This window comes from Streptomyces sp. NPDC005774, from assembly GCF_042871645.1.
Taxonomy (GTDB): Bacteria; Actinomycetota; Actinomycetes; order Streptomycetales; family Streptomycetaceae; genus Streptomyces; species Streptomyces pratens.
In genome coordinates this window covers 1-20,892 of the sequence record NZ_JBIAIV010000026.1, presented here as the reverse complement: position 1 = coordinate 20,892, position 20,892 = coordinate 1, and the positions used below count along the sequence as shown (strand labels likewise).

Genomic DNA, 20,892 nt, shown 5'->3' with positions numbered 1-20,892 from the left:
TGGCCGCCGTACCTTCCGGGGCGGCCGGAGGCCGGCTGCGACCGTCAGGAGGAGCATCCGTGAAGACCGAGCCACCTGCGCAGGCGAGTCGGGCGACGACCGATCTGAGCCGTGACGAACTGGACGCCGTCGCCCGCCACATGGCGGAAGCCGACACGACTCCCACGGGTTCGCTCGAGGCGGCCCTGATCACCGGCGGGCGGTCCAACCTGACGTACGTGCTGAGCGACGGGACGTCACGCTGGGTCCTGCGCATGCCGCCGCGCGCGGGTCGTACGCCCTCCGCGCACGACGTGGCACGCGAGTTCCGGGTGACGTCCGGTCTGCGGGGGAGCGGTGTACCCGTCGCGCGGCCGGTCGTCCTCTGCGAGGACGAGTCGGTCCTCGGCGGCGCCTTCACGGTCGTGGACTACGTGGACGGCCGCAGCGTGCAGTCACGCGACGACCTGGCCGCCCTCGACGCACCCCAACTGGCTCATGTCATGGCCTCGTTGATTCAGACCCTGGCAGCGCTGCACCGTGTGGACCATGTGGCTGTCGGACTCGAACGCTTCGGCCGGCCCGACGCGTACGCGCAGCGGCAACTGCGCCGGTGGCGAGGTCAGTGGGAGCTGGTCGCTCCCGAGGACGACGACGTGCGCGCCGCCGCGGCGGAACTCGGACAGCGACTGGAGGCAGCGGTCCCGGAGCAGCGGTTCACCGGGATCGTGCACGGCGACTTCCGCATCGACAACACCATTCTGGGGCACGGCAATCTACCCGAGGTGGCAGCCGTCGTCGACTGGGAGCTGTCGACGATCGGTGACCCCGTGGCGGACGTGGCCATGATGTGCGCCTACCGGAACGAGGCCCTCGACCTCATCCTCGGCGCACCAAGTGCCTGGACGAGCGACCGGCTGCCCGACGCACCCTCGTTGGCGGCGTCCTACGAGGCGGCGGGCGGCGTACCGCTCGACCACTGGGACTTCCACCTGGCCCTCGCCTACTACAAGATCGGTACGATCGCGGCCGGCATCGAGCACCGGCGCCGGGCCGGCGTCGGATCGGGGCCGGGTTTCGCCACCGCCGGACGTGCGGTGCCCCGCCTGATGGCGGCCGGCCTCACCGTGGGATCCCTCCGGACATAGCCCCCGCGAGGTGCTGCGGGCGCGAACGCCGCCGGCTCCGACTGTCCCCCGTCGGACAGCCGGAGCCGGCGGCGTTCGCGCCCGGGCCGGGTCGTCAGCGAGGTGGCATCCGGATGCCACCGTCCACCCGGACGGTCTCGGCATTGAGGTAGTCGTTCCTGAGGAACTCCAGGACCACACCGGCGAGTTCCTCCGGCAGGCCCAGGCGTTTCGGGAAGAGCACGTGCGAGCCCAGCTGCTCCTTGAAGGCCTCCGCGTCCGGGCCCTCACCGTAGATGGGCGTGTCGATCAGACCGGGGGCGACGGTGTTCAGACGGATTCCCGAAGCCGACAGATCGCGTGCCACGGGGAGAGTCATACCGACCACGCCTCCCTTCGAGGCGGCATAGGCGGCCTGGCCGATCTGGCCGTCGAAGGCCGCGACGCTGGCCATGTTGACAATCGCCCCGCGCTGTCCGCCGGAGTCCGGCTCATTGGTGCTCATCGCAGTGGCCGCCTGGCGTACGACGTCGAACGTGCCGATCAGGTTGATGGCGACGATCCGGGCGAATGTCCCGAGGTCGTGCGCCGATTCGAGGGTGCCGTCGCGGCCGATGGTCCGCTGCGCCCCGCCGATGCCGGCGGAGTTGACCACGGCCCGCAGGGGCGCGAGCCGAGTCGCCGCCGCTACCGCGTCGCGGATCTGGCCCGTCTCGGTCACGTCCACCGGGGCGAACACGCCTCCGATCTCCGCGGCGAGTTTCTGGCCCTTCTCCTCCTGCACGTCGGCGACGACGACATGGGCCCCTTCCGCCGCGAGGCGACGTGCGACCGCGGCGCCGATCCCGGACGCTGCTCCCGTGACCAGAGCGCTGGCTCCCGTGATGTTCATGTTTCTCTCTCTTCCTGCCGATCAATGGGATGGTTGCCGCGCGGTAGACCCGCACGGGCGCCGGACGTCACCGGCCACGCCAGACCGGGAGGCGCTTCTCCGCGAAGGCGCGTGCCCCTTCGGCGGCGTCGGCGGAGGCGAAGACCTCGTCGATGAAAGGCTGCTGGCGCTTCCAGCCCTCCTCCGTTCCCCAGTCCGCGGCGGCGCTCGCGATCTGCTTGGTCCGCAGGACCGCCAAGGGGCCGTTCTCGGCGATCTTCTGTGCCAGGGCCAGGGCGCCCTCCAACGCCCCGCCGGCCCGCGTCACGCGGTTGACCAGGCCGATCTTCGCGGCTCTCGGTGCTTCGATCGGTTCACCGGTGAGCAGCATCTCCAGTGCCAGCGCCTGCGGCACCCGGCCCGGCAGGCGCAGTGCGGCGCCGGCGGCCGGGACGAGGCCGCGCTTGACCTCGGGGACGCCGAACCGCGCCGTCTCGCCCGCGACCACCATGTCGCAGGCCAGCACGAGTTCAAGTCCTCCCGCCAGTGCCCAGCCCTCCACGGCGGCCACCATCGGCTTGCGGGGCGGCGTCATCGTGATGCCGCACAGCCCCCGGCCTTCCAGGCTCGGGGACTCGCCCCGGAGGAAGGCCTTGAGGTCCATGCCGGCGGAGAAGTTCCCGCCGGCCCCGGTCAGCACGCCGGCTCTCAGGTCGTCGGACGCGTCGAGTTCGTCGGCTGCCGCCGCGATTCCCTCGGCCACGTTCCGGTTCAGTGCGTTCCTGGCGTCCGGCCGGTTGATCGTGACGACCAGCACGGCGCCTGCCCGTTCGGTCAGAACTTCCTTCGAGCTCACATCTCTCCATTCGGGTTGTGCGGTAAGCGGATACCACGACCATGCGGCACGCCGATCACTTTACCAAGCGCTGATTGATTAAGTCATCATCAGCGCCCCGAACGCTCCTGGAACAACGACCGCGGCGGTGCCCGCCCCACCGTCGGACGACGTGGTGGGGCGGGCGCCGCCGCGGTCCGGACATCACGAACGCCGATGGTGACGGGGGAACGAATGCCCCCTCCGGCAGGACGCGCCGGCCTCCTCACTCCCTCCAGGAGCCGATACCGGAAGGGTCGCTCAAGAGCGCGACCGGATCGTGGTCGTCGACCGCGGTGGCGGTCCTGGCCACCATCTCGATACTGACCTCGTCGGGCTGCATGTCCGGCTGGAGGGCGCCGTGACCGATGGTGCTCAGCCACGCGTAGTACGGCCACAACATCTGCTGCCGATACGCCGTCCAGGCCTCCTCGGACGTCGGCGGCTCACCCCCGGCCGCGTCGAGCCGGTGGAGGTAGTGCTCGAGCAGATCGCGTTCCCAGGCGCGCCGGTCCTCCACGGTCAACCCGCCCGTGAGCAGGTAGGAAACGTCGTACGCCCACGAGCCGCGCAACACGCACTGCCAGTCGGTGAAGCCCATCCGGCCTTCGCCGGTGACGTAGGTGTTGCCGATGTGCGGGTCGCCGTGCAGCAGGGTCGCGGGACCGGTGCTGCACTCCTCGAGTCCGGCCCACAGCGCCTTGAGCGAGTCGTCGGTGCGGTGGCGGAGTGCGGCCGGCACGGCCTCACCGGCCATGTCGATTCCGGCCCTGGCGACGTCGGCGATGCCGAAGGTTTCGGCCGACCGGCGTACGTACGCGATCGGCCGGTGCAGCCGCTCGTTGCGGGTTACCTCGGGCGCCTCCCAGAAACGGCCGTGCCAGACGGCCATGTTGGCGAGCAGGTCCTCGATCTCGGACCGGGAGATCGGACGCAGAGCGGTGACGAACTCGGCGTCCTTGGTCGCGGCCAGATCCTCGGTGACTGAGATCGAGCGCCACGACAGCGGGTCGAAGCCGCCGTGGTAGCCGAGGGGAGCCTCGATGCCGAGGCCGGGACGGAAGTCGCGGTAGAACGTCGGCTCACCGGCCAGGATGCCGATGAAGCCGAGCATCATCCGCTGCTTGAAATGCTGGGTGGTCTTGCTGAAGAGGGTCGCGGGCAGCCCGGCGGCGGCACCCGCCTGGTTGTAGCGCACCTCGGTGCGTCAGCGGGTCGAGCTGCCGGCGGATGCCTCGGTGGTCTGCGACCAGATGACCCTGGCGCCGGGCACGTCGCGGCACAGCACGTCGGTCAGCCACGCGCCGGTGACCGCGTCCGGAGCCGCCGGGACGGCCGTGCGGCTGCGCGGACGTCGGGGCAGCGCGCGCTCGCGAGCGACCTGGGCGGCGACCCATGCGGTACGCGACGTCCGGTACCACCGCGAGGTCGGATTGCCGGTGCCGTGGAGCAGAGTACGTGGGGCGCGCGCGACGGCGGCCAGGGCCTGGACGGCGCTCGTCATCGTCATCGGTCTCCTTCGAAAGCCAAGTTCGGGAGCCAAGGTCTGGAGCCTGGCTCCGGAGCCAGGTGATGCGGTGATGTCCTCGACGGCTGGGGGAGGCGACGGTGGTGCATGTGGTGGGGGCACGCGGTGGCCCGGCCCGAACCAGGTCGGGCCAGGCCACTGTCAAGCGAGCTCGAGCGCGGCCTCCGGGCAGCTCGTCACGGCCTCGCGGACACCGGCGACGTGTTCGTCACCGACCTCCGCGAGCAGCACGACGACCTTGCCGTCGTCGTCCACGTCGAAGACGTCCGGGGCCAACAGGGCGCACCGGCCGTGCCCCTGGCACCGTGTCACATCGGTATTGACCTTCATGTTCGATCACCCCACCCGGTCGAACTCGATGTCGACGGTGTGGAGTGCGTTGCTCTGGCCCGGAACCCACTTGATGTCGGCGGCCGGGGCGAGCCTGATGTTCTTGACCCGCTTCAGCAACTCCTCGAAGGCGATCTTGATCTGCATGCGGGCCATATTGGAGCCGACGCAGCGGTGGACACCCATGCCGAAGGCGGCGTGGCCGCTGCGCGCCTCGTCGAAGACCAGCTGGTCGGCGTCACGGAACTTGGCGGTGTCCCGGTTGGCGGAGTCGAACCGGACCTGTACCCGCTCACCCTTCTTGATCAGCACCCCGTTGAGCTCGACGTCCCGGGTCGCCACACGAGCCATCGCGGCGACGGGGGAGTCGAGGCGCAGGAACTCGTCCATGTCCCGGCGCACCCAGGCGGGGTTCCGCAGCCGGTCCTCGAGTCCCGGGTGCTGCGTGAGCCGGTAGGTGATGTTGCCGATCGCGGCCCGTGTGGTGTCCAGGCCCCCGAGGACCAGGATGCCCAGACAACCCACCTGCTCCTCGTGGGTGATGGGCCGGTCGCCGAAGCGGCCGTTGACGAGGCGGGCCAGCACACCGTCGCCGGTGATCCCGCGCTTCTTGGCACGCTCCAGGTACTCGGTGCACATGGCGAACAACTGCCCGAACAGCTCCGGCGTGGCCGCCTCGGCAACGGCGAGCGCGAGCTCCTGGGCCGCGTTGAGTTCCTCGTCGGTGAGGTCGTTGAAGATCACCTTCGTCAGCATCCGGCCGACGTAGGGACCGGCGTACTCGTTCAGGATCTCCGCGGAGCCGCGGTCGACGAACGCGTCGATCAGGTCCTTCGCGGTCTGATGCATCGCCTCCTCGTACGGTGCGAGCGCCTTGCGGGAGAAGAGCGGGTTGAGCAGCTGCCGGGCCGCGGTCTGGATGGGCGGGTCGTCGTCGATGGGGCAGAGCGACGGCACGCCGGTCGGTACCAGCGGTGACTCGGTCGAGGAGAACGTCTCCCAGTCCTCCATGACCCGCCGGACGTCGTCGTAGCGGCTGACGATGTGGAAGCCGCCGTTTCCGTCGGTGTGTGCGACCGGGCATCGCCCCCGGGCGTAGTCGAACAGCTCCCACTTCACCCGCTGGTCCTCCCAGCTGAAGAGGTCGAAGTGGCTGAGCCGCTCGGCGAGGTGCTGTTCGTCGGCGAGGTCCTGCTGGTTGTCGCCTTGGTGCGTCGTCGTCACGGAGCCTCCTGGGCAGCGGGATCAGGTCAGAACTGGTTGACGATCACGCCGCGGATGTTCTTGCCTGCGAGCATGTCGGCGTAGCCCTCGTTGATCTGGTCGAGGGAGTAGGTGCGGGTGACCAGCTCGTCGAGCTGGAGCTTTCCCGTTTGGTACAGGTCAGCGAGGCGGGGGATGTCGGCGCGCGGGTTGCATCCGCCGTACACGGTGCCGAGCAGGGACTTCTCGAACAGCGCGAACATCTGCATGCCCAGCGTCGCCTTGTCGTCGACGTTGCGCGCCATGCCGGTGAGGACCGCGCGACCGCCCTTGGACACGAGATCGAGGAACGGCTGGATCATCCACCCCTCGACCACGCCGATCGTGTTCACCCCGACATCGGCCATCACGCCCCGGGTGATGTCCTGTACGAGGCCCATCGCCTCCTCCATGGAGGCCGCGGTGTGCGTGGCGCCGAGAATCTTCGCCTGGTCGGTCTTGAAGGCCACCGGGTCGACGGCGACGATGTTCTGCGCGCCGGACATCCGGGCGCCCTGGACCGCGTTGGCGCCGATGCCGCCGATCCCCACCACCACGACGGTCTCGCCGGGTTGGACCTTGCCGATGTTGACCGACGACCCCCAGCCGGTTGGCACACCGCAGCCGAGCAGACAGGCGACCTCGAAGGGGATGTCCTGGTCGATCTTCACGATCGACGTCTCGTGCACGACGGTGCGCTCGCTGAACGTGCCCACGAGGGAGAGCGTGCCGACGTCCTTGCCCCGGGCGTGCGCGCGGTACCCGCCGCTGATCATCGAGCCTTCCATCAGGAACTGCCCGTAGTCGCACAGGTTCGACCGTCCGCTCGCGCACCAGCGGCACCGTCCGCAGGCGGGCAGGAACGAGAACACCACGTGGTCACCCACGGCCAGGTGCTCGATGCCGGGACCCACCTGCTCGATCACGCCGGCGCCCTCATGCCCGCCGATGGTGGGAAGCGCCGCGTACCCGTCGCCGGCCCGGACATGATCGTCGGAGTGGCACATGCCGGCGGCCTCGATCCGTACGAGGACCTCGTTCTGCTGGGGCGGGTCGAGCTCGATCTCCTCGACACTCCACGGCTGGCCGGTCTCCCAGAGGATGGCTGCCTTTGACTTCACAGTGTGACCCCTCTCACGCCTTACGGTGGCGGTAATCACACAGCGTTGGATTGACTGTGTCAAGCCTCCGGTCGAAAACGGTTCGTCGTCGGCCGTGCCGGTGCTCGCAACCCCCTGGGCGGGACCGAAGTGCGCCGATAGGAAGGGCCTTGATGTCGTGCGTCGGTACACCCGCCCACGTGACGCCCGGTCAATCGACCCGATGTCCCTCTCGAGAAAACCAACACCGTGAGGTGAAGGGGCTGAACGCGCCGCCGAACCTCCGAGCGAAATGGCTCCTGCGCCGGCTCCTGCGCCGGTGGAGGCCGGGGTGGCCGAGCACGGCGCTGGCTCGGGGCATGGCGCTGGCTCGGGCCGGCGGCGTCGCCGGTGGCCGGGCCGGGGCCGACGCCGTGCCGACCGCATCGTGGCCAAGCGCCGCACCGGGTGGTGCGCGTCGGCGGGGCCGCGGTGCTCGGCCGGCGGCCGGCGGCGGCCGGAACGCGGGGAGGGGTGCGGGGTGTGGTGTCCGGCCGGGTGTGGGGGCGGTGTGGTGTCCGGCCGGGGCGGCGGCGGAGGGGCGTTCTGCGGTGAGTCGGGCGCGGCGGTGGGGGCGGGCCGCCGTCCGTGCGGGGCGGCCGGGCGGGGGCGGGTGCGGTGCCCGGCGGGCGGTGGTGGGTCGTCGCCCGGCCGGATGTCTCCGCGGGGGTGGCCGGCGGGGGCGGGCCAGCGGTTCTCGGGTGTCGACCCTACGGTGGTGGCATGGCTGTGATCGACGGTTGGCGGCGGGCGGTGGGCGCCCCGGTGGGCGCGCTGGACGTGCTGGGGCCGGTTGTGCTGTTCGTGCTGTCGGTCGTGGCCGCCTCCGTCGTCCCGCACGAGCACCGGATTTCGGTCCGCCCGCCGGCCGTGGTGCTGGCGGCGGTCTGCTGTTTCGCGTTGCTGTGGCGTCATCGTCACCCGTTCGGTGTCCTGGTCACGGCTCTGGCCTGCGGGGTGGTCTTCCTGGTGCTCGGGGTTCGGGAGAGTCCGCTGGTGACGAGTCCGGTCATCGTGTCCGTCTACACCGTGGCCGCCCGGACCGACCGGCGGACCGCGTGGATGGTGGCGTCGGCCTCGACCGCCCTGCTGGTCGGGGCGGCCCTGGTGTTCGGTCCCGGCTCATGGCTCGCCCCGGACCACGTGGCGACGCTGGCCTGGACGGCCCTGCCCGCCGCGGTGGGGGACGGGGTGCGTTCACGCCGCGCGTATGTGGCGGCCGTGGAGGAACGGGCGGAGTACGCGGAGCGGACCCGTGAGCAGGAGGCGCGCCAGCGGGTGGCGGCCGAGCGGATCCGGATCGCGCGCGAGTTGCACGATGTGGTCGCGCACCACATCGCCTTGATCAACGCGCAGGCCGGTGTTGCTGTTCACCTGGTGGAGCGGCGGCCGGAGCAGTTGGTCACCGCTCTGGAGGGCATCCGGGACACCAGCCGGTCCGCGCTGGAGGAACTCCGGGTGACCGTGGGCCTCCTGCGGCAGTCCGATGATCCAAAAGCGCCGCGGGATCCGATGCCGGGCCTGGCGCAGGTGCCGGAGCTTCTGGCGTCCTTCGAGCGGGTCGGCCTGTCCGTCAGGCACATGCGGCACGGCATGGCCGTGCCGCTGGCGCCGGCGGTGGACCTGGCCGCGTACCGCATCGTGCAGGAGGCCCTGACGAATGTGCGCAAGCACGCCGGGGCCGATCACGCCCGCCTCCACCTGCACTACCGGCCCCGATGGCTGACGATCACGGTCGAGGACGGCGGGCGCGCCCGAGCGCACGGGTCCCACCCCGGGACCGGCCACGGGCTGATCGGGATGCGTGAGCGTGCGGCCAGCGTCGGGGGAAGGCTGGAGGCCGCGGCGCGTCCCGGCGGGGGCTTCACCGTGACCGCCGAACTGCCGCTGCGGCCGGGCGCGGCAATCGTGGCACCGGCCGGGCGGGACGCCGAGGGGAGATGGGCATGACGGTCCGTGTACTGCTCGCCGATGACCAGGCCCTGCTGCGGGGCACCTTCAGGATGCTGTTCGATTCCGCCGACGACATGGAGACCGTGGGCGAGGCGTCCAACGGCCGCGAGGCGGTGGAGCTGGCGAGGACGCGGCAGCCGGATGTGATCCTGATGGACATCCGCATGCCGGAGACGGACGGCCTCGTCGCCACGCGGCTGATCGGCGAGGCCGGGGACCTCTCGGCGGTGAAGGTCCTGATCCTGACCACCTTCGAGGACGACGAGTACGTGGCGGAGGCCCTGCGGGCAGGTGCGAGCGGCTTTCTCGGCAAGGGCGCCCGGCCCGAGGAGCTGCTCGACGCCGTCCGCACGGTCGCCGCGGGGGACGCGCTGTTGTCCCCCTCGGCGACCCGGGGGCTGATCAGGCGGTTTTTGGCGCAGCCGGAACCGTGCACGGCGGCCGTGCACGAGCGGCTGGAATGCCTGACGCGGCGGGAACGCGATGTCCTGGGGCTTGTCGCGCTGGGACTGTCGAACGACGAGATCGCCGAGCGTCTGTTCGTCAGCCCGCTGACGGCCAAGACCCACGTCAACCGGGCCATGACCAAGCTGGCCGCCCGCGACCGGGCCCAGCTGGTGGTCATCGCCTACCAGTGCGGTGTGGTCAGCCCGGCGACGGCGGTGACTCGTCCCTCGGTGACCGGGTGAGTGCCGGCGTGGCCGCGGAGCGCGTTGTGGCCCCGTCGTAGGCCGGCCTGCCGGATACCGCGGCCGTGGTAGCCGGGAATTGCTGCACGGGGACGACGCGCAGGGGGCCGTTCCTGGGCGATGGTGAGGTCATGAGACGGAGCCGTGCACCGGTGTACCAGCCGTGCACCGGCCCCGTTGACGGCGCGATTCGCGCCCCTGCACGAAGGGACCCGCCATGCTCACTCCCTCCCAGGATTGCCGCACCATCGGCGACCTGCTCGAAGGACACGCACTCAACGTCCTGGACCCCGGCGAGGCGAGCGCGGTCCGCGCCCACCTGGTGACCTGCCCCGACTGCCGGGACGAGCATCACTGCCTGGTGGCCGTGGCCGCACACCTGTCCTCTCTTCGCAAGGCCCTGGCGTACGACCCCGGCCGGCAGCAGCCCTCGTACCTGCCCGGGTCGGGCGGGTGCCGCCATGGCTCGCGGAACCGGCGCCGCCGGCACAGTGCGGCCCGGGGGGCCCTGGCCACCTCGCTCACGCTGTCCCAATGGGTGAGCCGGCTTGCCTACGTCAGGTGAGCGAGTGGGCGGCGTGCTGATCGGCCCGGGCGGCACACCGGCAAGTGCGCGCCAAGCGCGCCGGTGACGGGGCTCACCGCGAACCGCGGCGGACGCCGCTGACGGTCCCTGGTTGTGTACACGACCAGGAGGAGTCATGCGCGTGCCCGCTGCCGGGCATCCCTCACCGAGCACCGCCGCCTCTTCGGGGCTGCTGCGACGGGCCGTGGTCGCCCTGTCTCACGGGTGGCGGAGGACGGGCTGCTCCGGCCGGTGACCCGGCCGGAGCAGCCGGCGGCACTGCCGGCGATCGTGGACGAGGCCGTGGCAGCCCGGCCCGTCGCCGACCGCGCGGGGGCCGCATGCGACCGGCCGGGGCCCGGGGGCCGCATGCGGCCGGCCGGGGCCGGTGTCCGGCGCGGTGACGCGGACCGGCGGGGAACAGATCTCCGGCCACCACAAGCTCAACGTGCGCCCGAGCCGACTGTCCATCGACGACGACTTCGACGATCTCAGGAAGCGGGCGTTCCGGCTCCTCTGCTGCCACCGGTGGATCCTGGACCGGGCGGTGGACTTCGCCTGCGCCACCGACCCGGACCCCCGCGCAGCGGCGGCCCGACTGCGGATGCGCGGTCCGGGCGAACCTGCCGAGGGCTTGCGGCGACGCCGGCACGTGGTTGAGGGCGTGGGTCTTGGCCGGCGCGTCGGGGTGTGGCGGGGGGCGGGTTTCGGGCCGGTGCCCGGGCCGCGGCGGGCCGGCCGGCGGCGCCGGTGGCCCGGTCCCGGACGGCGAAGCGGATGGTCCTCTCGGTGCGGTGGTCGGGGGCGGTCGTCAGGGGGCGGCGCAGCCGGGTGGCTTCGTTCCTCTCCGGGCACAGCGACGGCCGGTAGGTTCCGGAGGCAGCCGGTGCTCACTCGCCTCGTGGATCTCGACGAAAGATGACGGCACTTCGCAGGTGGTGTTCGTGGGCCTCGCGCAGTCCTGCCGTCTGGTCGTCGTCGGCCGGGGTCGCGTTCGCCGGCGGCGTCGCCGCGGTGGCGGTGGCGGTGTCGGCCGGATCGGCGGTCGGGGCGGGGCGCGGTGAGGCTTTGGGCGCCGGCGGGTGACTCGCCGGCGCCGGCGTTCAAGGCCGCCTCCGGCCTGGGCGTGGGTGCGGCGGGTCCGGTGCTGCGGGCTTGGGTGAGGAAGTCGGTGGGCGGCTTCTGCAGCCGCCCACCGAGATCTACGACAGCATGCCGCCCGCAGTCGACGACGTGGATGGCGGCATGTCCACACCGTCCACTCGTCGGCCGGTGCAGATGTCGGCGAAGGGGGCGGACGGGTGAGCAGAAAAGCGGGAACGGGCCTGGCACCGGACACGCCGACCCCGTGGGTCCGCGATTCGCCCGCGGCGACAGGCATCATGTCCCTGGCCTGCTCGCGCGGTGGCGCGTGGGACCTGTTGACCCAGAACTCGAACACGGGATGGATCATGCTGGACGGTCCCGCCTCCACCCCGCAAGGCCGTGCGGAGCACGGCGGGGCGCGCGTCCTGGCCGATGCCGGGATCCACGCCTACGAGGTCACCGACGCGCACGTGCCCTTCCTCATCGGCGGTTTCACCGCCACCGTGGTCGGTGCCGCGGCGGGCGCCCTTTTTCTTTTGACCCGCGGACCGCAGCCGGGCCGGGCCGTGGGAGGGCTCACCGCGTTGCTGACCACCATCGGCTGCCTCGTCACCCGTGCCACGCCCATTCCCACCGACGAGGACGACCACGGCAACCGGCCGGAACCCCTGGGCATCTGCTCGTTGGTCATCCAGGGCGTCGTCGTCATGGCCGTCGTGGCGCTGAGCGGGCCCGCCCCCCTGCGGCCGGGCCGCCTCGTCCAAGAGGCGAAGTCGCTGACCCCCGGCCTCCAGCCCGATGACCCGGGTTCCGGTTCGCCGGACGAGCCGCCCACATCACCACGAACAGAGCCCGTTGCGGGCGGCGGGCACGCGTCCAGGACGCTCACGGGGACCCGCCGGCCGGCCGCAGGTGCACAGTGATGAGGGCCCGGGGCCAGCGTCAGAGCCGGAGTTTTCCCGCCGAGCGGGACAGCCTGATGCCGGGACGGAAGGCCCGGAGAAGGCGGTCCCGGGCAGTGAGCAGGAAGAGCAACACGAGCAAGCGGTACACGGCCGAGTCCCCACGCGACGCGGTCGCGTCGGTGCACTGGTCGGGCAAGACGGTCACCGAGGTCGCCCGGGAGATCGGCGTCAGCGCCGAGGGACTGCGCAACTGGGTCAGGCAGGATCAGGCCGACCGCGGGCACGGGCCTGTGGGCGCCCTGACCAGCGATGAGAAGGAAGAGCTGCGGCGTCTGCGGCAAGAGAGCAGGCAACAGCAGCAGACCATCGAGGTCCTGAAGAAAGCCGGCCTTCTTCGCGGGGGAATCGATGAAGCAGGCGTGCGCTACGCGTTCATCGATGCGGAGAAGGCCATCGAGCACACCCCGGACGGCCGCGGCGTCAGCCTGATGTGCAGGGTCTTGGGGGTGTCCCGCTCCGGCCACTGCGCCGGGCGTGCCGCACGCCCGGCCGCCGAGGCGCGAGCGGGCGAAGAGATTGAGCCGGTCACGGAGATCCGCAAGCTCCACACGCAGTCCCGCCGCGCCCACGGCGCCCCGAGGATCACGGCCGCACCCCGCCGCACGGGACGGCGGATCAACCGGAAGAGGGTCGAGCGGCTGATGCGCGAGCACGGCATCCGAGGCCTCACCCGCCGCAGGCGCCGCGGCCTGACCCGGCCGGACAAGGAGACGGTCTTCCCTCCTGACCTGGTCGGACGTGACTTCACCTCCATCGGGCCCGGCACCAGGCTGGTCTCGGACCTCACCTCCCCGCCCGCCCTTGCCGGCCGGTGGTGCCCCGCCACCGTCACCGGCCCGGCGACCCGGGAGGCGGCCGGCCATGCGAGGGCCGGCCAGCACCGCGCCTCCCTGGTCGTCGACGCGCCGAAGACGGCCGCCGGCCGCGGGCTGTTCAAGGAGGGCTGCAGTGCACACCCGGACCGCGGATCCCAGTACACCTCACGCGAATACCGCAGCCAGCCAGGGAAGTTGAAAATGTGGCCGAGGGTGGGCAGAACGGGCTCCTGTTGCGGTACTGCTGCAGCCGAAAGTTTTTTCGGTCTGCTGAAGGCGGAAAGCGGGACCATCGTCTGGAAGTCCCATGAGGCTGCCCGAGCCGGCGTCTTTTGCTTCGTCGAGGTCGTCTACGGCCGCACCCGTCTGCGCAAGCACCCCGTCTGCGGGTGCGTCACCCCGCTCGAAACCGGGGCACTGACGCCGCAGGACCCCGCCCCGCAGCGTAACCACCCGCTGTCCCTGGCCAGGGGGGAACTTCACCCTGCGGACGGCAACACGTCACGTCACCGGCCCGCCCGCTCGAACACCCCGCCCGCCACCCAGCAGCACAACGGGAATGCCGGTTTCACCCGATATGTCAACGAACGACACGCCGCGGCTGCGGGTGAGCAGGCGCCGACAAGTCCCCCGGACGGCGTATCGGGAAATCAAGTCCATTACAGGAAGGGTTACCTGATTGGCCATCAGCACGCCATGACACGGCGTGCGAGCGCCCCCTGCAACCCGATTGGAGGCAATCTTCCGACTTCCCCTCATGTCCCGATATGACAGATATGGGAATCGGTCAGTACGTTCATCACGAGTCGGCTGGCCAGCCGACCTTCCGAGACAGGAGAAGCGCGTGATGATTACCCGTCCCACCGTCGTTACCGCGGCCGTCGCGGCCGCCGCGGCCCTGGCCGCCACCGGTATCACCTACGCCTCGGCGTCCGCCTACGAGCCGGCCCAGCTCGCCCCCGTAGTCCAGCAGGCAGCCGCCCCCGCCTCGGCCCCCATGGGCGGCGAATCCGGCAAGGACAGCGAAGGAAGGGGCAACGAAGGCCGGGGCAACGAAGGCCGGGGCAACGAAGGCCGGGGCAACGAAGGCCGGGGCTTCGAAGGCCGGATCCAGATCAACGAGCGTTCGTTCTCCGCCCACCCGGACGGCTGCATCACCGTCGTGAGCGGCCTGGGCTCCAAGAGCTTCAACATCCGCAACGACAGCCGGAGGACCGTCGAGTTCTTCCGCGGGGCGACCTGCGACAACGGAGCCCCCGTCGCCACGGTCGGCCCCCACAGCGAAGCGAACGGCATCAAGGTGCACCACACCAAGGGGGTCCGCGTCAAGGACGGAGTGGTGGGCAGCTTCCGGGTCATCCACCACTTCGGCGAATTCGGCGAATTCGGCGGAAACGGCGGGCACGGCGGACGCTGACCAAACCGCCACCCCGGCACAACATGAAGACCCCGGCCCGCTGGAATCGGGCCGGGGTCCCCCCTGTGACGCCCCACCCCGAACACCCCACCCCGAACACTACACTTTCACACACCTACCCGGGCACCCCATCATAAATCCGGACAATGAAGCCCTGCCGGCCCAGCCCGCCACGCCGGCGCACTCAGGGCGATTTCGAAGCCGGAGCGGGGTCAGGGGTTAGGTGTGATTCGTCTGTTTGGCCTACGGGTTCTTCGGTGGGCTGAGCGGCCTGCACCCGTCCGGCCGTGAGCCGGCCGTCGAAGAGGACGTCGAACTCGTGCAGGGCGGACTTCCAGCGGTTGTTCCAGCGCTGGCGGCCGCGGCCGGTGGGGTCGAGGGCGAGGGCGGCGAGGTAGAGGCGCTCGAGGGCGGCCTGCTCGTTGGGGAAGCGGCCGCGTGCCTGGGCCGCGCGGCGGTAACGGGCGTTGAGGGACCCGATCGCCTTGGTGGTGCAAGAGGACCTGCCGGATCGCGTCGGGCAGGCCGGGGAAGGGCGCGAATTCGCCCCGGGCCCGCTCCCGGGTCCCGGCGATCGACGGGCGGCGTCTGCCCCACGTGTCGTCGAAGTCGGCCGGCCGCCGGCGGGCCCGGTCCTCGTTGACGGCCGTGTAGAGGGGCTTGAGGGCACGGGCGAGTTCGGCCCGGTCCCGGCGCGAGGCATGGCGCAGGCTCGCTCGGATGAGGTGAACCACGCAGGTCTGCACGACAGTTTGCGGCCAGACGGTGTTCACCGCGCCGGGCAGCGCGCTCAGCCCGCCGCAGACCGGCATCGGCCCGTCGCGCACGCCTCTGTTCTTGGTCTCGGTCAGGACGGTGGTCCAGTACTTGGCACCCTCGCCGCCGTCGCCGGCCCACAGGCCGGGGATCTCCCGGTAGCCGTCGGCGGTGACCGCGACGGCCACGCAGATCGGTCTGTTCGCCACATGACCGTCGCGGACCCTCACGTGCACGGCGTCGATGAAGACGACCGGATAAACCGCGTCCAGCGGGCGGGTGCGCCATTCCGTCATCGACTCCAGGGCCTTGTCCGTGATCGTGGAGATGGTCTCCTTCGTCGTCGACATGCCATACGTCTGGGCGAGGTGGGAGACGATCTCCCCGGAGGCCAGGACCTTCGCGGTCAGCGAGAGCACCAGATCGTCCAGCGCGCCGGCGCGGCGGGCGTGCTTGGGCAGCATCCGGGGCCGGAAGGTGCCCAGCCGGTCTCTGGGGACCTGCACCGTGACGGTGCCGACCTCCGTCATCACCTTCCTGCTCCGGTAGCCGTTGCGCATGGTGCCGCCCGAGCGCGAGCCGCGTCCATCGGCCCGGCCCCGGCGGCCAGATGCTCGTCCGTCTCGGCCTCCAGGGCGGCCTGCATCAGGTGCTGGGCCGGCTCGGGCAGCAGGCCGCCCTCGCCCATCAGCCGCAGCCCGTCTCCGCGGACCTTCTCGGCCGCGAGCGCGGCCGGCTCCTCCAGCAGCTCGCTGGACAGACCGTTCGATGACACCGGCATCGACTTCACGCCGGCACCCTCGGTGCTCACGCCGACCTCGGCAAGCGACACGCTGTCCACGGTCTCGGTCAGGGATGGACGACGAAGACCAGCACGCCCAGGGAGGGGCGTAGTGCATCGGCACGGGCGCCGCCTTGAACGCCGAGGAAGCCGCGCCCGGCCGGCGGGTACGTCCCGGCCGGGCCACGGCGAGGGCGATGCGGACGGTCTTGCGACGCTTGCCGGGACCCGAGCAGCCGGCCGCGCCCCCGACGCATCAGGGCGGGACGGTGACACGGCCGTCGCGGACCTCGCCGCGATAAAGGACCCCGGCACCCGGCTGGTGAACTCCCTCGACCGGCCGACCTTCGCGGGCACCCGCCAGACCTACGCCCGCCCGGGCCGCATCCCGTCCAGCACCAACGTTTCGTTCGTCGACCGCGCCGACCCCGGCGGCCTCCTCCACGGCCCGGACGAGGCCCGCGGGCTCTTCGAGGACGCCGGCGCCCCGGGCGAGTCCAAGAAGGTCATCACGTACTGCGGCAGCAACATCGCCGCCACCGGCCCGGCCTTCCATCTGGCCGTCCTCGGCCGCCCCGACGTCGCGATCTGCGACGGCTCCCTCACCGAGCGGGCCGCCGGCCCGGCCCTCCCCCTCGAAGTCGACCGACAGGGAAGAGGTGACCCGGTGACGCCGTGGGTGGCGCTGTCACGTTGTTGAGTGTCTGACGGTGTGCCGGGGCAGGGCGGGGGTCGGGTTTCGGGCCGGGGCCCGGGCCGCGGCGGGCCGGCCGACGGCGCCGGTGGCCCGGTCCCGGACGGCGAAGCGGATGGTCCTCTCGGTGCGGTATCCGGTGGCGGTCATCAGGCGGCGGCGGGGCCGGAAGCGGGGTGAGATGCCGCCGAACGCGGCCAGCAACCGCTGCGCTCCGCCGACGCTGCGGAAGCCCTTCATGGCGCGTGCGCGCCGCCGGGTGGGCTGGTGGCTGTTCTCGGCCCGGTTGTTCGGCCCTTGTGACAGCGATGCTCGACCGAGGGCATGACCTCGAGGTGGGCCGCGCCGCAGGAGCGGAGCTTGTCGGTGACCACCACCCGCGGCACGTACTCCAGGCCCTTCGAGCGCCGGCGGAAGAACCGCGCGGCGGCACGGGTGTCGCGCTTGGGCTGGACGAGGACGTCCAGCCCGTTCCCGTGCTGGTCCACCGCCCGCCACAGGTACTGCCGCTGTCCGCTGAGCATGAGGAAAACCTCCTCCACGTGCCACGTGCCACCCGGCCGCGGCCGGCGGCGGCCGCGGCTCATTCGCACAGATCCGGCCGAACTTCGCGCACCACCGCCGGAGCGTCTCGTAGGAGACGACCACGCCGCGCCCGGGCATCCGCTCCTCGGCCTCACGGAACGACGGCGGGAAGCGGTGGTACCGCCCCGCGCAGTGGGAGACGATCTCGACCGGGTACCGGTGCCCCTTGTACGGCGGCGACGCGGCACCCGCGAGCAACCCCTTCCCGGAGCGATCAACCTGAAGGTCACCCAACGGGAGCTCCCCAACGTGACAGTGCCCCCTGGACCTTCAGGATCCATTGTCAGGGTGTCCACTCCAAAGGATCAGCCTCAGGCGAACGATGACCCGTGGGCCGGGCCGGGCGTGCTCGCGAGCCGGTCGGGGACGTACTGCGGTTCCCGGACTCCTTCCACGGCCGGCGGCTGCCGAAGTGGAGGGCGCCGATGACCTTCTGGCGCGCCCTTCAGTGGCAGGTGAATGCCTTGTTGGCGGTGCTCGTGCTCAGCGTGCAGGTCTGACCGCGGACAGCACCGGTCGTGTCGTGCGAGGTGAGGTCCCAGGTCGTGCCGTTGTCGCGCAGGACCCCGTACCCGAAGACTCCTCCTTGGGTGATCGACTGATGGACGGGCTGCGGCGGCGTGCCGACTGGTTGTCCGACGACGTTGGCGTCGTTCGGGCCTTGGTCCAGTGGTGCTCCGCCTGAGAAGCCCACGGTCACCTGGGGTGGGCGGGTGGTGTTGAAATCGACCATCTGGTAGAGGTGAACATGGCCCGACAGCACCATGCGGATGTTGTCCTCCAGCCGGCCCAGGCTCGTATCGGCGACGGCTTCGTCGAGGACACGGGTCACCCATCGAGCCGGAGGGCCGGCCGATCTCACCATCCACAGCGGCTTGTGGGTGAACACGAAGTAATCGTGGGTGGGATGCTGCCGCGCAGCCTGGTTCACGGTTTCGAACTGCGCGGTGTAGATCGCCCGCTGCGTTGTGCTTCCGTTGTCGGCTGGGTCGGCGAACGAGGAGTCCACGGAGAGGAGGTTCAGAGTGCCTGCGCTGACCTCCACGGGCGTGGTGTACGGAATGCACGATCCGTTGGCGCGGAGGTCGTCGGCGAGGTAGCGGAACCATGCGCCGCCCGCACCGCCCTGCTGCGTGGTGCAGTCTTCGTGGTTACCTCGGGTCAGTGCGACCGGTGCCGTGGCCAGCAGCGTTTCCGCCGGTCTGAAGAAATCGGCGACGACACACGGCCAGCTGAATCTGTCTCCCCTCGTCGTGCAGCCCGGATTTGCCGCCGTGTCGTTTGCCTGGCTCGGGTCCTCACGGTAGAGGTAGTCGCCGACATGGATCACGAGGTCCGGTCGCGTCACAGTGGCAGCGCTGGTCGCGATCTGCGGGAACGGCCAGCCGGTTTGATGGTTCGCACAGTCCTGGTCGGGACCCGCCGTCGTGACTCGGCAGCCGGTGTCGCCGATGACGCCGATGGTGCCGGGACGTGTGGTCGCGGTCCAGTTCGGCAAGGGGAGTTGACGGTTCGCTGGGTGCACCACGGCCGCCCGGACCGTCGATTGCTGAAGCACCGCGTTGGAGGCCCCGAGAGGCACGCCCAACTCGCACACGGTGGTGGGGAACTGCGGCGGCACCGGGGTGCTCACCCGGTGCATCGGAAAGGAACCTCTGCTCGTGCCCACGGTGTACCGCACGGTGGGGCACGTAAGGGTGGTGTCGGTGCTCACGTAGCGGATCTGGGTGCCGCGACTGGTCAGTTGGGTCCATGCCCATGCCTCGCTACCGGGCCCGGTCCCCGGCGGAGGGGTTGGCCCGGGCGGCTTCGGCCCTCCGCCATCGGGTGTGGTCCCTGCGGGAGCCGCCCCGGCCGAGAGCGCCGCGGCCAGCACGCTCATCAGGGCGAGGACGACCATCCGGTGCATCATGTTCGCGTTCCTCCATTCGAGAACCCTGGATACCGGCCCCTCCCCTTGCCGAGGGGCATACCGGGAATGCTCATCGAGTCCTTGGACTGATGCACGGCGACCGAAGCGAACGGCGTACACATGGTGCTGCTGGATCTTCGGCCGCACGAGCAGCGCAGAGCGCGGCGCCGGGTTCGCACCTGCACGCCCTGACCGACCGCACCGGGGTCTGTACAGCGAACGGCGGGACTCGGTCGACTGGTTTCCACCGGCGTCCGGCGGTGATTCGGCCGTCGTAGGCGTTGAGTGCGGCCTTCCAGCGCATGGTCCAGCGCGGGCCGCCGACCTGCACCCGGGCGAGGCCAGGACCGATGCCCGCGACGCGTTCGTGATCGCCGAGACCGCCCGGTCCATGCCGCACACCCTGCGGGCGGTGGACCGCGACGACGAGGTGCTGGCCGAGCTGACCATGCTCACCGGCTACGACAACGACCTGGCCGGCGAGGTCAACCGCACCACCAACCGGCTGCGCGGCCTGCTCTCCCAGATCCATCCCTCCCTCGAGCGCGTGCTCGGCCCGCGCCCGGCCTGCCCCTACGGTCAGGCCCTCCCGGCCCGGTTGAGTCGGCCTGGAGCGCGGTACCGGTGTTGCCACCGGCCCGTTTCTCCAGGCCGCTCGCCGAACCCGGCGTACCCGTTACCGAGTACCGGGCTCTCCACAGTTGTTGCCGTGGGTTGTCCCTCAGGCGCTCGCCCATGGAGTGGGGATGGTGTCGCCCCGGTAGCGATACCGCGTGATTGCCGGTGTTCGCGCCGGGTTGATCAGTTCCACTCCGTCCACGGTGATCGGCAGCCAAACCCCGTGAGGGCCCAGCAGCCACTTGCGGACGTCCTTCCACGACCAGCGGTGCAGCGTCTTCAGCCACATGATCACTCGACGCCAGAGGAAGATCCCCAGCATCCGGAACGTGTGCTTCGCGACTGCGTGCCGGAAGTAGTTGGTCCAGCCGTGCACGATCTGGTTGAGCCGGATCAGCACGTCTGCGGGGTTGGCCTGTGACGTCCTGCGGGTCAGGGCACGGATCTTGTCCTTCACCGAGCGGACGGGCCGGTCGGCGATGAAGAAGTAGACGTACCACTTGTCGGTTCCCCGCTTACGTTTCCACTGGATGTGGAAGCCGAGGAAGTCGAACCCGTCCTCCATGTGCACGATCCGGGTCTTGGCCGGTGACAGCCTCAACCCCAACGGTTCGAGCACGGAGGCCACTTCGTCCTGGAGCGCGCGGGCGTCGTCGGCGGAGCCGTGCACCAAGATCGCGAAATCGTCCGCGTAGCGGACGATTCGCCAGTTGGGCAGGCCATGCCGACGACGTTTCCTGCGCGGATACTGGGCATCCATCCGCCCGCCGGGCTTCCAGTCGCGGTGCAGGTGCTCGTCGAGCGCCGACAGTGCGATGTTGAAGATCAGCGGGGAGAGGATGCCGCCCTGCGGGGTGCCGGTGTGGGTGTCGGGGGTTCCCCCCGAGAAGTGGACACCAGTTCGTGTTGTTATGCGGCGAGTGTCATGTTAGCCGACTGCTTCTCGTAGGCGACGGGGCTGAGCTG

Annotated in this window: 19 protein-coding genes and 3 pseudogenes; 9 read left to right on the top strand and 13 right to left on the bottom strand. The window is 70.8% G+C overall.

Annotated elements, in window-relative coordinates; genetic code table 11:
• Positions 1 to 59 precede the first annotated feature (59 nt).
• Positions 60 to 1,127, top strand: coding sequence for a phosphotransferase family protein (locus ACFYQA_RS22870; protein ID WP_388920768.1), 1,068 nt, complete (start codon positions 60 to 62; stop codon positions 1,125 to 1,127).
• Between the two features lie 94 nt (positions 1,128 to 1,221).
• On the opposite strand, the gene ACFYQA_RS22865 is transcribed toward ACFYQA_RS22870, so the two are convergent.
• From ACFYQA_RS22865 to ACFYQA_RS22835, 7 genes are all read right to left on the bottom strand, one after another.
• A complete protein-coding gene (locus ACFYQA_RS22865; RefSeq protein ID WP_388920765.1) occupies positions 1,222 to 1,998 on the bottom strand; it encodes an SDR family NAD(P)-dependent oxidoreductase in 777 nt (258 codons plus the stop codon).
• Positions 1,999 to 2,065: 67 nt separating this feature from the next.
• Positions 2,066 to 2,833: a crotonase/enoyl-CoA hydratase family protein gene (locus tag ACFYQA_RS22860; protein WP_388920762.1), complete on the bottom strand. Its 768-nt coding sequence runs from the start codon at positions 2,831 to 2,833 to the stop codon at positions 2,066 to 2,068.
• 244 nt (positions 2,834 to 3,077) lie between these two features.
• Positions 3,078 to 4,049 carry a phosphotransferase gene (locus ACFYQA_RS22855; RefSeq protein ID WP_388920760.1) on the bottom strand — a complete coding sequence of 324 codons (972 nt, stop codon included), beginning with the start codon at positions 4,047 to 4,049 and terminating at the stop codon, positions 3,078 to 3,080.
• 9 nt (positions 4,050 to 4,058) lie between these two features.
• Positions 4,059 to 4,361, bottom strand: a complete 303-nt coding sequence (locus ACFYQA_RS22850; protein WP_388920757.1) for a hypothetical protein — start codon at positions 4,359 to 4,361, stop codon at positions 4,059 to 4,061.
• Positions 4,362 to 4,520: 159 nt separating this feature from the next.
• Entirely contained in the window at positions 4,521 to 4,709 is a 189-nt protein-coding gene (locus ACFYQA_RS22845; protein ID WP_388920754.1) for a ferredoxin, read from the bottom strand.
• Between the two features lie 6 nt (positions 4,710 to 4,715).
• On the bottom strand, positions 4,716 to 5,933 hold the full coding sequence (locus ACFYQA_RS22840; protein WP_388920751.1) for a cytochrome P450: 1,218 nt from the start codon (positions 5,931 to 5,933) through the stop codon (positions 4,716 to 4,718).
• A gap of 26 nt (positions 5,934 to 5,959) precedes the next feature.
• Positions 5,960 to 7,072 (bottom strand): NDMA-dependent alcohol dehydrogenase, encoded by a 1,113-nt coding sequence (locus tag ACFYQA_RS22835; RefSeq protein ID WP_388920748.1) that lies wholly within the window; start codon positions 7,070 to 7,072, stop codon positions 5,960 to 5,962.
• Between the two features lie 741 nt (positions 7,073 to 7,813).
• Here ACFYQA_RS22835 and ACFYQA_RS22830 point away from each other — a divergent pair.
• From ACFYQA_RS22830 to ACFYQA_RS22805, 6 genes are all read left to right on the top strand, one after another.
• Complete coding sequence (locus ACFYQA_RS22830) at positions 7,814 to 9,040, top strand: sensor histidine kinase (RefSeq protein ID WP_388920745.1); 1,227 nt, start codon at positions 7,814 to 7,816, stop codon at positions 9,038 to 9,040.
• Positions 9,037 to 9,732, top strand: coding sequence for a response regulator (locus tag ACFYQA_RS22825; protein ID WP_388920742.1), 696 nt, complete (start codon positions 9,037 to 9,039; stop codon positions 9,730 to 9,732). Before ACFYQA_RS22830 ends, ACFYQA_RS22825 begins: the two co-directional genes overlap by 4 nt.
• A gap of 217 nt (positions 9,733 to 9,949) precedes the next feature.
• Positions 9,950 to 10,297, top strand: coding sequence for an anti-sigma factor family protein (locus ACFYQA_RS22820; protein WP_388920739.1), 348 nt, complete (start codon positions 9,950 to 9,952; stop codon positions 10,295 to 10,297).
• Positions 10,298 to 11,598: 1,301 nt separating this feature from the next.
• Positions 11,599 to 12,306 (top strand): hypothetical protein, encoded by a 708-nt coding sequence (locus ACFYQA_RS22815; RefSeq protein ID WP_388920736.1) that lies wholly within the window; start codon positions 11,599 to 11,601, stop codon positions 12,304 to 12,306.
• Complete coding sequence (locus tag ACFYQA_RS22810; RefSeq protein WP_388920733.1) at positions 12,306 to 13,934, top strand: IS3 family transposase; 1,629 nt, start codon at positions 12,306 to 12,308, stop codon at positions 13,932 to 13,934. Before ACFYQA_RS22815 ends, ACFYQA_RS22810 begins: the two co-directional genes overlap by 1 nt.
• 76 nt (positions 13,935 to 14,010) lie before the next feature.
• Complete coding sequence (locus ACFYQA_RS22805) at positions 14,011 to 14,580, top strand: hypothetical protein (RefSeq protein ID WP_388920730.1); 570 nt, start codon at positions 14,011 to 14,013, stop codon at positions 14,578 to 14,580.
• A 184-nt stretch (positions 14,581 to 14,764) separates the two neighbouring features.
• On the opposite strand, the gene ACFYQA_RS22800 is transcribed toward ACFYQA_RS22805, so the two are convergent.
• From ACFYQA_RS22800 to ACFYQA_RS22790, 3 genes and pseudogenes are all read right to left on the bottom strand, one after another.
• Complete coding sequence (locus ACFYQA_RS22800) at positions 14,765 to 15,250, bottom strand: transposase (RefSeq protein WP_388920956.1); 486 nt, start codon at positions 15,248 to 15,250, stop codon at positions 14,765 to 14,767.
• Positions 15,138 to 15,866: pseudogene (locus tag ACFYQA_RS22795) on the bottom strand (IS256 family transposase); the annotation flags it as partial. The gene ACFYQA_RS22800 and the pseudogene ACFYQA_RS22795, both read right to left, overlap by 113 nt.
• Complete coding sequence (locus ACFYQA_RS22790; protein WP_388920727.1) at positions 15,866 to 16,168, bottom strand: hypothetical protein; 303 nt, start codon at positions 16,166 to 16,168, stop codon at positions 15,866 to 15,868. The pseudogene ACFYQA_RS22795 and the gene ACFYQA_RS22790, both read right to left, overlap by 1 nt.
• 61 nt (positions 16,169 to 16,229) lie before the next feature.
• Here ACFYQA_RS22790 and ACFYQA_RS22785 point away from each other — a divergent pair, with 61 nt between their 5' ends.
• Positions 16,230 to 16,817 (top strand): sulfurtransferase, encoded by a 588-nt coding sequence (locus tag ACFYQA_RS22785; protein ID WP_388920724.1) that lies wholly within the window; start codon positions 16,230 to 16,232, stop codon positions 16,815 to 16,817.
• Positions 16,818 to 16,871: 54 nt separating this feature from the next.
• Here ACFYQA_RS22785 and ACFYQA_RS22780 read toward each other — a convergent pair.
• Both ACFYQA_RS22780 and ACFYQA_RS22775 read right to left on the bottom strand, forming a co-directional pair.
• Positions 16,872 to 17,594, bottom strand: a pseudogene (locus tag ACFYQA_RS22780) (IS6 family transposase); the annotation flags it as partial.
• A gap of 247 nt (positions 17,595 to 17,841) precedes the next feature.
• On the bottom strand, positions 17,842 to 19,038 hold the full coding sequence (locus ACFYQA_RS22775) for a metallophosphoesterase family protein (RefSeq protein ID WP_388920953.1): 1,197 nt from the start codon (positions 19,036 to 19,038) through the stop codon (positions 17,842 to 17,844).
• A gap of 562 nt (positions 19,039 to 19,600) precedes the next feature.
• On the opposite strand from ACFYQA_RS22775, the pseudogene ACFYQA_RS22770 reads away from it, so the two are divergent.
• A pseudogene (locus ACFYQA_RS22770) lies at positions 19,601 to 19,877 on the top strand (transposase); the annotation flags it as partial.
• A 152-nt stretch (positions 19,878 to 20,029) separates the two neighbouring features.
• On the opposite strand, the gene ACFYQA_RS22765 reads toward ACFYQA_RS22770, so the two are convergent.
• Positions 20,030 to 20,839, bottom strand: a complete 810-nt coding sequence (locus ACFYQA_RS22765) for a group II intron maturase-specific domain-containing protein (RefSeq protein ID WP_388920950.1) — start codon at positions 20,837 to 20,839, stop codon at positions 20,030 to 20,032.
• Between the last annotated feature and the right edge of the window lie 53 nt (positions 20,840 to 20,892).